The organism is Neorhizobium galegae bv. orientalis str. HAMBI 540, from assembly GCF_000731315.1.
In the GTDB taxonomy this organism is placed as follows: Bacteria; Pseudomonadota; Alphaproteobacteria; order Rhizobiales; family Rhizobiaceae; genus Neorhizobium; species Neorhizobium galegae.
Genome location: NZ_HG938353.1, coordinates 3187954 through 3203044, shown reverse-complemented (window position 1 = coordinate 3203044; position 15091 = coordinate 3187954). Strand labels below are relative to the sequence as shown.

Here is a 15091-nt window from a genome sequence, read left to right as displayed (position 1 = left end):
TGGAGACGCAAAGACAAGAGGAGGTTGCGTTACAACCTCCTGAAATCAGGCATGTTCTTTGGTTTTTGTGGTCACGGAAGCGTTATGCAGGCCGTAGGCTGCCATGAACACCCGGATCGCGCCGGTAACGACGTGGTCGATCTCGCCGAACGGCGGTGCGTCGTCGAGATCGCCGAAAAGCCGGAGCTTGAAGAAGGTGCCGCTTACCATGTCGATGAATTGACGGGCTGCGAGATCCGTATCCTCTACCTTGAGATTGCCGAGCGCGACGTGACGTCTGATGAAATCGTCAAGGACGGTGCGGACGTTCTGGGACGGCGAATTGAAGAAATGCCGACAGACACTCGGCATCCGATCGACGACGCCGATCACGATGCGCATCGCCTCGATCACCTGCGATGCGGTGATATGTGTCGCAAAACCCATGCCGAAACGGTAGAGGCCATCCTCGACCTCCTCGCTGCCGGCGAGGATATCGCGCATGCGCAGCGTGATCCGTTCGCGCTCACGGGCGATAATCGCGCCGAACAGGTCTTCCTTGTTCTGGAAGTAGACGTAGATCGTCCCTTTGGAAACGCCTGCCTCGCGGGTGATGTCGTTCATGCTTGCCGCGTCGAAGCCGAGCTTCATAAAGACGCTCTTTGCCCCGTCGATAATCTGTTCCCGTTTCGCCGGGTCCTCGCCCGCTGCGAAACGTCCGGCGGGAACCGGATCGGATCTTTCCAGTTTCCTAGTCTGCCTGGCCATTTCGATGCCCTTTTTTAACCTTTTCGAACCGAGCGGTTCGATTGCTCTTGATATGTGTCATCGAAGGGTCTAAGTCAAGGTCGCTGAACCGATCGGTTCGATGAAATAAGACGCTCCCAAGACGGTATATGAACATGACGGCCTCTCACAATACCGGCGCATTGCGCGCCGTGACGACGGAAAATGCCGACCTTTCCGAGGCTGAAGCCCGCAAGACTTCGCCTGCGGCGGAACAGCCTGCTGCTGCCGAGGCGATTGCGGCCCCGGCTGCTGCCAAGGCGCCTGAGAAGAAGAAGCGCCGCGGCCTCCTGCTGCCGATCATCGCGCTTGCCCTCCTTGGTGGCGCCGGCTGGTACGGTTACAACTGGTGGATCGACGGCCGGTTCCTGGTTTCGACAGACGATGCGTATGTCGAAGGCGATATCGCAGTCATCTCGCCGAAGGTTTCCGGTTACGTCGCCAAGGTGAACGTCGTCGAGAACCAGGCCGTCAAAGCCGGCGATTCGCTCGTCACGCTGGACGACGGCGACTACCAGCTCGCACTTCGCAAGGCGCAGGCCGCCATCGAATCGGCCAATCTCGCAGTGTTGCGGATCGATGCGCAGATCGTCGGCGGCGAAGCGGCGCTGAAGCAGTCCCAGGCCCAGCAAGGCGCGCTCGAAGCCGCTGTTCGCGGCGCCGAGATCATCCAGAAGCGCGCGACGAGCCTGCAGGCAAGTGCCGTCGGCACTGCCGCCGCGCTCGACAGTGCCCAGATCGCGCTCGAACAGGCCCGCGCCAATCTCGTTGCCGGCCAGGCGGCGGTTTCCTCGGCCCAGGCCAATATCGGCCTTCTGCATGCGCAGCGCGACGAAGCGGTCAACACGATCCGCACCCAGGAGCTCGCACGCGACCAGGCTCAGCGTGATTTGAACTTCACGGTCCTGAAGGCGCCTTATGACGGCGTCATCGGCAACCTCTCCGTCCAGACGGGCGATCTCGTTTCGACAGGCAAGCGGCTGGCGTCGCTGGTGCCGCTGACCGAGCTCTATATCGAGGCGAATTTCAAGGAAACCCAGCTGGGCCACCTGCAGCCGGGCTCCAAGGTCCGCGTGCATGTAGACGCTTATGACGATCACAACATCACCGGTACGGTGGTGTCGATCGCGCCGGCTTCCGGTGCCGTCTTCTCGATGCTGCCGCCGGAAAATGCGACCGGCAACTTCACCAAGGTCGTGCAGCGTGTTCCGGTGCGTATCTCGATCCCCAAGGAAGACCTGGAGCGCCAGCATCTTCGCGCCGGCCTGAGTGTCGTCGTCGACGTCGACACCCGCACTGCGCCCGGCAACGGCGCCGTCGCCGCCAAGTAAAGAGAACCAAGGAGAGCGGCCATGGCAGGAGCAACGGCCACGGCGGGCGCATCCCCTATGGCGATGCCCGCCGACCAGCCGATGGACAGACGCAAGCTCATCGCCTTCTTCGCGATGGTCTTCGGCATGTTCATGTCGATCCTCGACATCCAGATCGTCTCGGCCTCGCTCGCGGAAATCCAGGCCGGCCTGTCCGCCGGCTCGGATGAAGTCGCCTGGGTGCAGACCTCCTACCTGATCGCCGAGGTGATCATGATCCCGCTGTCGGGGACGCTGGCGCGCATCATGTCGACGCGCATCCTGTTCTCGATGTGCGCAGCGGGTTTTACGCTGTCCAGTATCCTTTGCGCCACCGCGACGAATATCGACCAGATGATCGTCTACCGCGCCATCCAGGGCTTCATCGGCGGCGGCATGATCCCCTCCGTCTTCGCAGCGGCCTTTACCATCTTCCCGCCGTCGAAGCGCAGCATCGTGTCGCCGATCATCGGGCTTGTCGCGACGCTCGCACCAACCATCGGCCCGACGGTCGGCGGTTACCTTTCCAATTCCTTCTCCTGGCACTGGCTGTTCCTGGTCAACGTCATCCCCGGCATCATCGTGACCGCCGTCACCTTCACGCTGATCGACTTCGACAAGCCGCAGCCTCAACTGATGAAGAAGTTCGACTGGTGGGGGCTCGCTTCCATGGCTGTCTTCCTCGGCGCGCTGGAATACGTGCTGGAAGAGGGCAATAACAAGGACTGGTTCAGCGACGAGAAGATCGTCGTCGGTGCGGTCCTGGTCGCCGTCGGCGCGGTGGTGTTTTTCTGGCGAGCCTTCAAGGTCGAGTTCCCGATTGTCGATCTCCGAGCGTTCAGCAACGCCAATTTCGCATTCGGATCGCTGTTCTCCTTCATCATGGGCGTCGGGCTCTACGGGCTCACCTATCTCTATCCGCTCTATCTCGGCCGCATCCGTCATTACGATTCGCTGATGATCGGCGAGACTATGTTCGTCTCGGGGATCGCCATGTTCGTCTCCGCGCCGCTCGTCGGGCGGCTATCGAGCAGCGTGGACCTGCGCATCCTGATGGCGGTCGGTTTCGGCGCCTTCGCGATGGGCACGTACTTGATGACCGGCATCACCGCCGACTGGGATTTCTACGAGCTGCTTCTGCCGCAGATCCTGCGCGGGTTCGGGATGATGATGTGCATGGTGCCGATCAGCAATATCGCACTCGGAACGCTCGCGCCGCAGCGCATCCAGGGCGCGTCCGGCCTCTTCAACCTGACGCGTAACCTCGGCGGCGCGGTCGGCCTGGCGATTATCAATACGGCTCTGACCCAGCGCTCCGACGAGCATTATGCCCGGCTTTCGGAGCATGTGAACTACGGCAATCCGGCTGCGATGAGCTGGCTCGAGAGCGTTGGCGCCAATTACAATTCCTTGGGCCTCGACGGCAGCGCTGTCGCGCTTCAGAAGATTTCGGGCATCATTACCCAGCAGGCCTGGCTGCTTTCCTTCATGGATGTCTTCTACATCCTGACTGGACTGTTCGGCAGCCTGGTCTTCTTCGTTTTCCTGATCGCCAAGCCGGCCCGCCCCGCGGGTGCCGGTGGCGGCGGGCATTGATTCCAGCATTCCACCGCCGGGAAGGGGGCCGCCACGCAAGTGACGGCCTTTTTCTTTGCTGTTCGGCTTTGTTGAAACACGTACCTCAAATTTTGATTTACGTACCTCAGAATTTCCGCTAACACGGTTGGCGGAGGAATTCATGAAGCCCACAGTTCACGACATCGCAAATATTGCGGGCGTCAGCCTTGCGACAGTCGATCGGGTTCTCAACGGTCGGCCGGGTGTGCGCTTAGTCACCCGCGGCAAGGTGGAGGAGGCAATCGCCTCGCTCGGCTATGTGCGCGACCTCGCCGCCGCCAACCTTGCCAAAAGCCGGACCTATTCCTTCGTCTTCATCCTGCCGGCCAACGACAATTCCTTCATGATCGGCCTCACCGAGGAAGTGCGCGGCGCGGTTGCCCGTTCCAGTTTCGAGCGCACCGATATCCGCATCGTCGATGTGCCGCCCTTTGATCCGGACGCGCTGGTCGCAGCCCTCGAAGCCGCGCTTGCCGAAAAACCGGCGGGCGTCGCCTTCGTCGCGATCGACGCCCCGGAAGTCCGCGCGGCCGCCGAGCGCCTGCGGCAGGCCGGCATCCCGATGGTGACCTTGGTCTCCGACCTGCCGGATTCCTCCCGCGATCATTACGCGGGCATCGACAATATTGCCGCCGGCCGCACTGCGGGGAGCCTGATGGGGCGTTTCCTCAGTGGCCCTTTCCTCGGCGAACGGGGGGCGACTGTCGCGGTGCTCGCCGGCTCCATGCTGGTGCGCGACCATCGCGAGCGGCTGGAAGGTTTTTCGACCGTCATCGCCCAAGCCTATCCGAACGTTCATATCCTTCCCGTCCTCGAGGGCCGCGACGATCCGGTGCTCGCCGAGACGATGATCGCGGACGCGCTGCGTCGCAATGCGGACATCGCCGGCATCTATAGTCTCGGCGCCGGCAACCGCGGCCTCATCCGTGCGCTGCAGAAAGCGCGTGGCCCCCGCCGGCCGCTCGTCATTGCCCACGAACTGACCGCCTCGACCCGCGTGGCACTTGCCGACGGTATCATCGACGCGGTGCTGAACCAGGATGCGGGCCACGAAGTCCGCAGCGCCATCCGCGTGCTGAAGGCCAAGGCCGACGGACTGCCGGTGCTCGCCGCCCAGGAGCGCATCCGTATCGACATATTCTTGAAAGACAATCTGCCCTGAAGGGTGGAGCATTAGGAGAAACACCATGTATCTCGGTCTCGATCTCGGTACGTCCGGCGTGAAGGCGATGCTGATCGACGGCGATCAGAGGATCATCGGTTCGGCGAGCGGTTCGCTCGACGTCTCGCGTCCGCATTCCGGCTGGTCGGAGCAGGATCCGGCCCACTGGATCCGCGCCACCGAAGAGGCTGTCGCCGGCCTCAAGGCAAAATTCCCGAAGGAGCTCGCTGCGGTGAAGGGCATCGGGCTTTCCGGCCAGATGCACGGCGCGACGCTGTTGGACAGCAACGACAAGGTGCTGCGGCCTTGCATCCTCTGGAACGACACCCGCTCGCATCAGGAAGCCGCAGCCCTCGATGCCAACCCGATCTTCCGCAAGCTCACCGGCAATATCGTCTTCCCGGGCTTCACCGCCCCGAAGCTCGTCTGGGTCGCCAATAACGAGCCGGAGATCTTTGCGAAGGTCGCCAAGGTGCTGTTGCCGAAGGATTATCTGCGCCTCTGGCTGACCGGCGAGCACATTTCCGAAATGTCCGATTCCGCCGGCACGTCCTGGCTCGATACCGGCGCCCGCAAATGGTCGTCCGAACTGCTTGCCGCGACGGGCCTTGACGAAAAACAGATGCCGTCGCTGGTCGAGGGAACTGAGCAGGCCGGCAAGCTGCGCGGCGAGCTCTCCTACAAATGGGGCATGGCCGAAGGCGTCGTGATCGCCGGCGGGGCAGGGGACAATGCGGCGTCGGCCTGCGGCATGGGCACGGTGGCGGAAGGCCAAGCCTTCGTGTCGCTCGGCACGTCCGGCGTGTTGTTTGCCGCCAACGCCTCCTACCTGCCGAAGCCGGAAAGTGCCGTGCATGCCTTCTGCCACGCGCTGCCGAAAACCTGGCACCAGATGGGTGTCATCCTGTCGGCGACCGATGCGCTCAACTGGTATTCGCTCGTTACCGGCAAGACTGCCGCAGAACTCACCCAGGAACTCGGCGATACGTTGAAGGCTCCCTCCAGCGTCACCTTCCTGCCCTATCTCTCCGGCGAGCGCACACCGCATAACGATGCGGCCATCCGCGGCGCCTTCATCGGCCTCGAACACGAAAGCAGCCGGTCGGTGCTGACCCAGGCGGTGCTGGAAGGGGTGACCTTTGCGATCAGGGATAATCTCGAAGCCCTGAAATCCGCCGGCACCTCGATTTCCCGCGTTACCGCCATCGGCGGCGGTTCGCGCTCGCGCTACTGGCTACAGTCTATCGCCACGTCTCTTGGCGTGCCGGTGGATATTCCGGCGGACGGCGATTTCGGCGCGGCCTTCGGCGCCGCGCGCCTGGGCCTCATCGCCGCCACCGGTGCCGACCCGCTTTCCGTCTGCTCAGCACCGAAGACGGACGAGACCATCGAGCCGGTCGCGGCTCTCCTGGAGGCATACGACACCGCATATGCCCGCTACCGGGCGCTCTATCCGGCGATCAGGTCGCTGGCGCATTGAATATGAGGTTTGCCCCTCACCCTAACCCTCTCCCCGCTTGCGGGGAGAGGGGACATGCCTCGCTCGACGTTCGAGGGGACGGATAGCTCACCGCGAGTCCCCTTCACCCCGTTTACGGGGAGAAGGTGCCGGCAGGCGGATGAGGGGCGCTTAAGAAGATCGAACACATCACAATGAGGAAATGACTATGAGCACAGGCTTTTTCGGAGACATCCAGAAAATCAAATACGAAGGCCCGGACAGCACCAATCCGCTGGCCTTCCGCCACTACAATCCGGACGAGATCGTCGCAGGCAAGCGCATGGAGGATCACCTCCGGTTTGCCGTCGCCTACTGGCACTCGTTCACCTGGCCGGGCGGCGACCCCTTTGGCGGCCAGACTTTCCAGCGCCCGTGGTTCTCGGACACGATGGAAGCGGCGAAGATGAAGGCCGACGTGGCGTTCGAATTCTTCTCGCTGCTCGGTTCGCCCTTCTACTGCTTCCACGATGCCGACGTGCGTCCGGAAGGCAATAATTTCGCCGAGAACACCAAGAATCTCAACGAGATCGTCGACTATTTCGAGAAGAAGCAGGCCGAGACTGGCACCAAGCTCCTCTGGGGCACGGCGAACATGTTCTCGAACCGTCGCTACATGTCGGGCGCCGCCACCAACCCGGACCCGGATGTCTTTGCCTTTGCGGCGGCGACCGTGAAGACCTGCCTCGATGCTACCAAGAAGCTCGGCGGCGCCAACTACGTGCTGTGGGGTGGCCGTGAAGGCTACGAGACGCTGCTCAACACCGATCTGTCGCGCGAACTCGACCAGATGGGCCGTTTCCTCAACCTGGTGGTCGAATACAAGTACAAGATCGGTTTCGAAGGTACGATCCTGATCGAGCCGAAGCCGCAGGAGCCGACCAAGCACCAGTACGACTACGACGTCGCGACCGTCTACGCCTTCCTGCAGAAGCATGGGCTGGACAAGGAAGTGAAGGTCAATATCGAGCAGGGCCACGCGATCCTCGCCGGCCATTCCTTCGAGCACGAACTGGCGATGGCGAACGCGTTCGGCATTTTCGGCTCGATCGACATGAACCGCAACGACTACCAGTCCGGTTGGGATACTGACCAGTTTCCCAACAACGTGCCGGAAATGGCGCTCGCCTATTACCAGGTTCTGGCGGGCGGCGGTTTCGTCAACGGCGGCACCAATTTCGACTCCAAGCTGCGCCGCCAGTCGCTCGATCCGCAGGACCTGCTGATCGGCCATATCGGCGGCATGGATTGCTGCGCCCGCGGCCTCAAGGCGGCGGCAAAGATGATCGATGACGGCGCGCTCAAGAAGCCGCTCGACGAACGCTACGCCAAGTGGGACAGCCCCGAGTACCAGAAGATGCTACGCGGCGAATACAAGCTCGACGACATCGCCTCCTGGGTCGAGAAGCAGGACATCAACCCGGAACCGAAGTCCGGCCGCCAGGAATACCTGGAAAACGTCGTCAATCGTTACGTTTGATGAAGACAGAGGGTGAGGCCGGCGCCTCACCCTCACCAAGCTTGCGCCAAACGAGACGGCCGCAATCGTCAACCGGAAGATGATTTGTACAAAACCTTCCTACACGTTCCCGCTTGGCTTACGGGAAATCTGCTTTACGTACCTCAGAATCTGGGCTAGCGTTCTCATGGGAGGAGCTTGGGTGCAGATTATCATATACAGGCGTGCTGTCGGTAACGCAGCGGTTCGCTGTCGGGCCGTGCGTTGCCCTATGATCATGGGTGGCGCGCGATGAGTCTTGCGGAGGCGAGTCCCGCCGCGCCGCTCCTCGAAGCGACCGGCCTTTCCAAGACATTCGGCATCGTCGAGGTCCTCAAGGACATCAATATCAACGTCCGCGCCGGCGAGGTTCACGCCATCATCGGCGAAAACGGCGCCGGCAAGTCGACGCTGATGAAGATCATCGCCGGCAACCAGCCGCCGACCCGCGGCGAGATGAGAATAGACGGCGAGACCGTCACCTTTTCCGGCCCGGTCGATGCGGAACATCGCGGTATCGTACTGGTGCACCAGGAAATCCTGCTGGCGCCGGACCTGACCGTCGCCCAGAACATCTATCTCGGCCGAGAGCTGCACAAGGGCGTCTTCATCGACGACCGCGCCATGAACGAAGGTGCAGCCAAGGCAGTCCGCGGTCTCGGCAGCGACATCGACCCGAACACCATCGTTAGCCGCCTGTCGATTGCCCAGCGCCAGCTGGTGCAGATCGCCCGCGTGCTGCTTGTGCCGCACCGGATCGTCATCTTTGACGAGCCGACGGCGTCGCTGACGCCGCACGAGACCGATGCGCTGCTGAAGGTCATCCGGCAGATCCGCGCCAAGGGCGTAGGCGTCCTCTACATTTCCCACCGTCTGCCCGAGGTGAAGGAGATTGCCGACCGGGTGACGGTGTTGCGCGACGGAAAGCTCGTCGCCAGCCATGACGTCAGCGAACTGCAGCCCGCCGACATGGCGCGGCTGATGGTCGGTCGCGATGTCGCAAAACTCTATCCGGACCGCCACGCGGTCGAGGCGCACGAGACGGTGCTCGAAGTCGAGCATCTCAACGTTCCCGGTTATGCGCAGGATGCCTCGTTCCAGCTGAAAAAGGGGGAGATCCTCGGCTTTGCCGGCCTCGTCGGCGCCGGCCGCACCGAGCTGATGGAGGGCATGGTCGGCCTTCGCCCCAGCCGCGGTACCGTCCGCCATCTCGGCAAGCCGGTCAATTTCAGGGACGTGCATGCAAGCCTCAAGGCCGGCATCGTCTATCTTTCCGAAGACCGCAAAGGCAAGGGCCTGCTGCTCACCAAGGACCTGATCGTCAACCTGACGCTCGCCTCGCTCGGCAAGTTCATCGGCGCGCTGCAGATCGACCGAAAGCGGGAAAGCGATGCGCTCGACAAGGCGATCCGCGATTTCGACATTCGTACCGGCCGCAAGGACATCCTCGCCGGCCAGCTATCCGGCGGCAACCAGCAAAAGCTGCTGCTCGCCAAGATGATGCTGCTCGATCCGTCGATCGTCATCATCGACGAGCCGACGCGCGGCATCGATATCGGCAACAAGGAACAGATCTACAAGTTCATCGCCAAACTGGCAGAGGAGGGGCGTTCGATCATCGTCGTTTCCTCCGAAATGCCGGAACTGATCGGTATCTGCGACCGCATCCTCGTCATGCGGTCCGGCCGGATCGTCGGCGAGGTGACGGGGGACCATATGAACGAAAACGAAATCGTCGTGCTGGCCACAGGCGTCAATAAAGAGGAGGCCGCGTGATGGCGAATGTCGCGACCGAAACGGCCAAGGCGCCGAAGACCTCCAAGGACTGGGACATGGCGGCGATCGCGCCGTTCATCGCGCTCGCCCTTCTCCTGGTGCTCGGTTACTTCGCCAACCCGAATTTCATGACGTCCGCCAACCTGTTGAACGTCGTGACGCGCAGTTCCTTCATCGCCGTCATCGCGCTCGGCGCGACCTATGTGATCACTTCGGGCGGGCTCGACCTTTCGGTCGGCGCCATGCTCGCCTTCGTTGCCAGCCTGATGATCCTGTTCCTGAACTCGGGAACGATTGCCGATCCGGCGCTGGCGCTGGTTGCCGGCATGGCGCTGGCAATTGCGATCGGCGCCGTCTGCGGGCTCGCCAACGGCCTGATCACCACGATCGGCAGGATCGAACCCTTCATCGCCACTCTCGGCACGATGGGCATCTATCGCGGCCTTACCACCTGGCTCAGCCAGGGGGGCGCGATCACCGTGCGCGACCGCGATATTCTGGCGCTCTACCGGCCGGTCTATTCCGGCTCGTTCGTCGGCGTGCCGGTGCCGATCATTGTCATCTTCGTCACCGCCGCCATCGCCGCCTTCGTGCTCTACCGCACCCGCTACGGCCGGCATGTCACCGCGGTCGGCTCGAATGAGGACGTGGCCCGTTATTCCGGCATTTCGATCAACCGGGTGCGCACCGTCACCTATGTCATCCAGGGTCTCTGCGTCGCAGTCGCCGTGCTGCTCTACGTGCCGCGCCTCGGCTCGACGTCCGCCACGACCGGCAGCTTCTGGGAACTGCAGGCGATTACCGCCGTCGTTGTCGGCGGAACGGCGCTCCGGGGCGGAGTCGGCCGCATCTGGGGTACGATCTGCGGCGCCTTCATTCTGGAGATCGTCGGCAACATCATGCTGTTGTCCAACTTCGTCAGCGAATACCTGATCGGCGCCATCCAGGGAGCGATCATCATCATCGCCATGCTGGTTCAAAGGTCGCTGATGCGGAGGTAGGCCGCTGAAGCGGATTTGGGTCACGACGTAAATTGACCGGGCTGATGGGTCGCGCCCGGTCCTGGAATATTAAAGACCCTGATATTGTGGGAGAGAGAAACAATGCGCAGACAAATTTTGGGACTGGCCGTGGCGTCGCTGGCACTTCTTGCCGGCACCGCCTTCGCACAGGACAAAAAGGTGACGATCGGCGTTTCCATTCCGGCTGCGGACCACGGCTGGACCGCCGGCGTGGTGTTCCATGCCGAACGCGTCGCCAAGCTGCTGATGAAGGAGCATCCGGGCCTCAACGTCATCGTCAAGACCTCACCGGATGCGGCAAGCCAGGCAAACGCCGTGCAGGATCTCGCGGTCCAGGGGCTCGACGCGCTGGTCATCCTGCCGTCCGATCCGGATCCGCTCGTCAACGCCATCCAGCAGGTCAAGGACAAGGGCACGTTCGTGGCGCTGGTTGACCGCGCGCCTTCCGTCAACGACAGCACCATCCGTGACCTTTATGTCGCCGGCAACAATCCGGCACTCGGCCAGGTCGCCGGCGAATATATCAAGAAGACCACGCCGGACGCACAGGTCGTCATCATCCGCGGCCTGCCGATCCCGATCGACCAGCAGCGCCAGGACGGTTTCGACAAGGGCATTGCCGGCTCCAAGGTGAAGATCCTCGATCGCCAGTTCGGCAACTGGAGCCGCGACGACGCGTTCAAGGTGATGCAGGATTTCCTGACCAAGCACCAGAAGATCGATGTCGTATGGTGCCAGGACGACGACATGGCCGTCGGCGTTCTCGAAGCCATCGCCCAGGCCAAGCGCACCGACATCAAGTATGTGGTCGGCGGCGCGGGCTCCAAGGACATGGTGAAGAAGGTCATGGACGGCGACAAGATGATCCCCGTCGACGTTCTCTATCCGCCGGCAATGGTGGCGACCGCCATGGAACTCACAGCCGGCAATTTTTACGACAAGGTCCCGGTCAGCGGCACCTACATCCTCGACGCCACGCTGGTGACGAAGGACAATGCGAAGAACTTCTACTTCCCGGATTCGCCGTTCTGATAATCAACACGGCCGTGCCCGCCTCTATTTTTTTGCGGACACGGCCATAACCTCACCCTCATTCCTGTGCTTGTCACAGGAATCCAGCCACGGCGCGTCTGCGCCGTGAAAAGGCTCTCCCGCGCCCAAGGACTTGGGCGCACTGGATTCTTGTGACAAGCACAGGAATGAGGGAGGAGGAGAAATCCAGGCACGCCATGTTCGAAGAGGAAAAATCATGAAGACGATCAAGGGCCCGGCCATCTTTCTCGGCCAGTTCGCGGGCGATGCGGCACCGTTCAATACGTGGGACGGGATCACCAAATGGGCGGCCGACAAGGGTTATGTTGGCGTACAGGTACCGACCTGGGCCGGCCAGCTCATCGACCTCAAGAAGGCCTCGTCCTCCAAGGATTATTGCGACGAATTTGCCGGCGTGGCGCGGGCGAACGGCGTCGAGGTGACGGAGCTTTCCACTCATCTCCAGGGCCAGCTCGTCGCCGTGCATCCGGCCTATGACGAGGGATTCGACGGATTTGCAGCGCCCGAGGTGCGCGGCAATCCGAAAGCACGCCAGGCCTGGGCCGTCGAGCAGGTCAAGATGGCGCTCACCGCCTCGAAGCATCTCGGCATCAAGGCGCATGCGACCTTTTCCGGCGCGCTTGCCTGGCCCTATATGTATCCGTGGCCGCAGCGCCCGGCCGGCCTGGTCGAAACCGCCTTCGATGAACTCGCCAAGCGCTGGACGCCGATCCTCGACCATGCCGATTCCTGCGGCGTCGACGTCTGTTACGAAATCCATCCCGGCGAAGACCTGCATGACGGCGTCACCTTCGAGATGTTCCTGGAGCGGGTGAAGAACCACTCGCGGGCCAACATGCTCTACGACCCGTCGCATTACGTGCTGCAATGCCTGGACTATCTCGACAACATCGACATCTACAAGGACCGGATCAAGATGTTCCACGTCAAGGACGCGGAATTCAATCCGACCGGCCGTCAGGGCGTCTACGGCGGTTACCAGGGCTGGGTCGGCCGCGCCGGCCGCTTTCGCTCGCTCGGTGACGGCCAGGTCGATTTCGGCTCGGTCTTCTCCAAGATGACCGCCAACGATTTCGACGGCTGGGCCGTGGTCGAGTGGGAATGCGCGCTGAAGAATTCCGAGGACGGAGCCCGCGAAGGCGCAGAATTCGTGAAGGCCCACATTATCCGCGTCACCGAAAAGGCATTTGACGATTTTGCCAGCGGCGGGACGGATGAAGCGGCGAACAGGCGGATGCTGGGGCTTTAGGCCCGGGACGCTCGCGCGGATGCCAGCCCCTCACCCTAACCCTCTCCCCGTTAGCGGGGAGAGGGGACTTGCCATGTGTAACGCTGAAGAGTGGCGGAGAGGTCGCGGCACCTGTCCTTCTCCCCGTTAGCGGGGAGAAGGTGCCGGCAGGCGGATGAGGGGCATTTCCACCACAGGAGACGAACTTGAGATACCTAACAAGTTGGGTTATTGATATATGGTCACCGTCCTGCGGCAGCACGGCCTGCGGTTCGTCATCTACACGGCGGACCATGAGCCCCCTCATGTGCATGTCTATGGCGACGGCGAAGCGCGGATCGATATCGAGACACTGAAGGTCCTGACCCAGGGCGGGATGTCCGACCGAGACGTTCGCCGAGCTGCCGAGGTTGTCGAGGCCAACCGGCAGTTATTCCGGGAGACGTGGAGAAAGTACCATGGTTGAGATCACGGATGCCGAACTCACCCAGGCAAAACGACGGTGGGATACGGAGCGGGCGCAAAGGCCCGTGCCAGTCTCCGTCCGTTTCGACGCGCCTTCAGGCCGCATCGTCGTGGAGTTCGCCAATGGGGCCGCTTTCATGGTCCCTGCTCGTTCGCTCGAAGGCCTCACGGAGGCAGAGGATGAACAGCTGGCCGAAGTCGAGCTGCTCGGGGAAACCGGCCTGCATTGGGAAAGCCTCGATGTGGACTATTCGATTTCTGGTCTCATGAGCGGCGTCTTCGGCAGCCGGACCTTCATGGAAGCACAACGTCGCGGCGGACAGTCCAAGTCGCCGGCAAAGATCGCCGCGAGCCGCGCCAACGGCGCCAAGGGCGGCCGGCCGCGCAAAGTCATCAAGGGCTCCTGATTGCCCGACAGCCCCATCCATATTCAAATTTTCTAGGAGAAACATCATGGCAATCGAAGGCAAGGACGAACAGGCGCGGGAGCCGCGCATCCGGCTCGGCATGGTCGGCGGCGGGGCGGGGGCGTTCATCGGGGCGGTGCACCGGATGGCGGCGAGGCTGGACGACCAGTTCGATCTGGTCGCCGGCGCGTTGTCGTCGACGCCGGAAAAGGCGATTGCCTCGGGCCGCGATCTCGGTCTCGATCCGTCGCGCACCTACGGTTCCTACAAGGAGATGGCGATCCGCGAGGCGCGGTTGAAGGACGGCATCGAGGCGGTGTCGATCGTCACGCCGAACCACGTGCATTACGAGGCGGCCAAGGAATTTTTGAAGCGCGGCATCCACGTCATCTGCGATAAGCCCCTGACGTCCAATCTTGCTGACGCCAAGAAGATGAAGAAGGCGGCCGACGAGAGCGGGGCGCTGTTCATCCTTACACATAATTACACCGGCTATCCGATGGTGCGGCAGGCCCGCGAAATGGTCGCAAACGGCGAACTCGGAAAGATCCGCGTCGTGCAGGTCGAATACCCGCAGGACTGGCTGACCGAGGCGGTGGAACAGACCGGCGCCAAACAGGCCGTCTGGCGTACCGATCCTGCCCAGTCGGGTGCCGGCGGTTCGACCGGCGATATCGGCACGCATGCCTATAACCTCGCCGCCTTCGTCACCGGGCTGACGCTCGAAAGTCTCGCCGCCGATCTCGACAGTTTTGTCGAAGGCCGCCGTCTCGACGACAACGCCCACGTGATGCTGCGCTACGAGGGCGGCGCCAAGGGCATGCTCTGGTGCAGCCAGGTGGCGCCCGGCCATGAGAACGGCCTGAAGATCCGCGTCTACGGCACCAAGGGCGGCATCGAATGGGTGCAGGCGGATCCGAACTATCTGTGGTTCACGCCGTTCGGCGAACCGAAGCGCTTGATCACCCGCAACGGCGCCGGATCCGGTGCCGCGGCAGGACGCGTCAGCCGCATCCCGTCCGGTCATCCGGAAGGTTATCTGGAAGCGTTTGCGACCATCTACACGGAAGCCGCCCGCGCCATCAATGCCGTCAGACAAGGCGTCGCGGTAGACAAGGCGGTAATCTATCCGACCGTCGACGACGGCGTGAAGGGGGTGGCGTTCGTCGAGGCATGCGTGGCGTCGTCGAAGAAGAACGGGGCCTGGGTGAAGCTTTAGGATTTCATAAAAAAAGCTCGTGCCGACTTAGT

General features: G+C 62.3%; 13 protein-coding genes. 12 read left to right on the top strand and 1 reads right to left on the bottom strand.

Annotation, left to right across the window (positions count from 1 at the left end; all coding sequences use genetic code 11):
* Window positions 1-45: 45 nt before the first annotated feature.
* Window positions 46-747, bottom strand: coding sequence for a TetR/AcrR family transcriptional regulator (locus RG540_RS15825; RefSeq protein ID WP_046600039.1), 702 nt, complete (start codon window positions 745-747; stop codon window positions 46-48).
* Window positions 748-881: 134 nt separating this feature from the next.
* Here RG540_RS15825 and RG540_RS15820 point away from each other — a divergent pair, with 134 nt between their 5' ends.
* From RG540_RS15820 to RG540_RS15765, 12 genes are all read left to right on the top strand, one after another.
* Window positions 882-2096: an HlyD family secretion protein gene (locus RG540_RS15820; RefSeq protein ID WP_038593961.1), complete on the top strand. Its 1215-nt coding sequence runs from the start codon at window positions 882-884 to the stop codon at window positions 2094-2096.
* 21 nt (window positions 2097-2117) lie between these two features.
* Window positions 2118-3710, top strand: coding sequence for a DHA2 family efflux MFS transporter permease subunit (locus RG540_RS15815; protein WP_038589798.1), 1593 nt, complete (start codon window positions 2118-2120; stop codon window positions 3708-3710).
* Between the two features lie 142 nt (window positions 3711-3852).
* Entirely contained in the window at window positions 3853-4893 is a 1041-nt protein-coding gene (locus RG540_RS15810; RefSeq protein ID WP_038589795.1) for a LacI family DNA-binding transcriptional regulator, read from the top strand.
* Window positions 4894-4918: 25 nt separating this feature from the next.
* Window positions 4919-6373 (top strand): xylulokinase, encoded by a 1455-nt coding sequence (gene xylB / locus RG540_RS15805; protein ID WP_038589790.1) that lies wholly within the window; start codon window positions 4919-4921, stop codon window positions 6371-6373.
* A gap of 187 nt (window positions 6374-6560) precedes the next feature.
* Entirely contained in the window at window positions 6561-7871 is a 1311-nt protein-coding gene (xylA, locus tag RG540_RS15800; RefSeq protein WP_038589787.1) for a xylose isomerase, read from the top strand.
* A 270-nt stretch (window positions 7872-8141) separates the two neighbouring features.
* Entirely contained in the window at window positions 8142-9665 is a 1524-nt protein-coding gene (locus RG540_RS15795) for a sugar ABC transporter ATP-binding protein (RefSeq protein WP_038589783.1), read from the top strand.
* Complete coding sequence (locus tag RG540_RS15790) at window positions 9665-10666, top strand: ABC transporter permease (RefSeq protein ID WP_038589780.1); 1002 nt, start codon at window positions 9665-9667, stop codon at window positions 10664-10666. The genes RG540_RS15795 and RG540_RS15790 overlap by 1 nt, the downstream gene beginning before the upstream one ends.
* Window positions 10667-10768: 102 nt before the next feature.
* Window positions 10769-11719 (top strand): substrate-binding domain-containing protein, encoded by a 951-nt coding sequence (locus RG540_RS15785; protein ID WP_038589777.1) that lies wholly within the window; start codon window positions 10769-10771, stop codon window positions 11717-11719.
* Window positions 11720-11936: 217 nt separating this feature from the next.
* Complete coding sequence (locus RG540_RS15780) at window positions 11937-12989, top strand: sugar phosphate isomerase/epimerase family protein (protein WP_038589775.1); 1053 nt, start codon at window positions 11937-11939, stop codon at window positions 12987-12989.
* A gap of 217 nt (window positions 12990-13206) precedes the next feature.
* Window positions 13207-13434, top strand: a complete 228-nt coding sequence (locus RG540_RS15775) for a DUF4160 domain-containing protein (RefSeq protein ID WP_038589772.1) — start codon at window positions 13207-13209, stop codon at window positions 13432-13434.
* Window positions 13427-13840, top strand: a complete 414-nt coding sequence (locus tag RG540_RS15770) for a DUF2442 domain-containing protein (protein ID WP_038589769.1) — start codon at window positions 13427-13429, stop codon at window positions 13838-13840. The genes RG540_RS15775 and RG540_RS15770 overlap by 8 nt, the downstream gene beginning before the upstream one ends.
* A gap of 46 nt (window positions 13841-13886) precedes the next feature.
* Window positions 13887-15059, top strand: coding sequence for a Gfo/Idh/MocA family protein (locus RG540_RS15765; RefSeq protein WP_038589766.1), 1173 nt, complete (start codon window positions 13887-13889; stop codon window positions 15057-15059).
* Window positions 15060-15091 lie beyond the last annotated feature (32 nt).

What these genes read in the sequence shown, in the direction of transcription:
- xylA (WP_038589787.1), top strand. Translation starts at nt 6,561, where the DNA reads ATGAGCACAGGCTTTTTCGGAGACATCCAGAAAATCAAATACGAAGGC.
- RG540_RS15825 (WP_046600039.1), bottom strand. Translation starts at nt 747, where the DNA reads ATGGCCAGGCAGACTAGGAAACTGGAAAGATCCGATCCGGTTCCCGCC.
- xylB (WP_038589790.1), top strand. Translation starts at nt 4,919, where the DNA reads ATGTATCTCGGTCTCGATCTCGGTACGTCCGGCGTGAAGGCGATGCTG.
- RG540_RS15790 (WP_038589780.1), top strand. Translation starts at nt 9,665, where the DNA reads ATGGCGAATGTCGCGACCGAAACGGCCAAGGCGCCGAAGACCTCCAAG.
- RG540_RS15795 (WP_038589783.1), top strand. Translation starts at nt 8,142, where the DNA reads ATGAGTCTTGCGGAGGCGAGTCCCGCCGCGCCGCTCCTCGAAGCGACC.
- RG540_RS15810 (WP_038589795.1), top strand. Translation starts at nt 3,853, where the DNA reads ATGAAGCCCACAGTTCACGACATCGCAAATATTGCGGGCGTCAGCCTT.
- RG540_RS15770 (WP_038589769.1), top strand. Translation starts at nt 13,427, where the DNA reads ATGGTTGAGATCACGGATGCCGAACTCACCCAGGCAAAACGACGGTGG.
- RG540_RS15765 (WP_038589766.1), top strand. Translation starts at nt 13,887, where the DNA reads ATGGCAATCGAAGGCAAGGACGAACAGGCGCGGGAGCCGCGCATCCGG.
- RG540_RS15780 (WP_038589775.1), top strand. Translation starts at nt 11,937, where the DNA reads ATGAAGACGATCAAGGGCCCGGCCATCTTTCTCGGCCAGTTCGCGGGC.
- RG540_RS15815 (WP_038589798.1), top strand. Translation starts at nt 2,118, where the DNA reads ATGGCAGGAGCAACGGCCACGGCGGGCGCATCCCCTATGGCGATGCCC.
- RG540_RS15820 (WP_038593961.1), top strand. Translation starts at nt 882, where the DNA reads ATGACGGCCTCTCACAATACCGGCGCATTGCGCGCCGTGACGACGGAA.
- RG540_RS15785 (WP_038589777.1), top strand. Translation starts at nt 10,769, where the DNA reads ATGCGCAGACAAATTTTGGGACTGGCCGTGGCGTCGCTGGCACTTCTT.
- RG540_RS15775 (WP_038589772.1), top strand. Translation starts at nt 13,207, where the DNA reads ATGGTCACCGTCCTGCGGCAGCACGGCCTGCGGTTCGTCATCTACACG.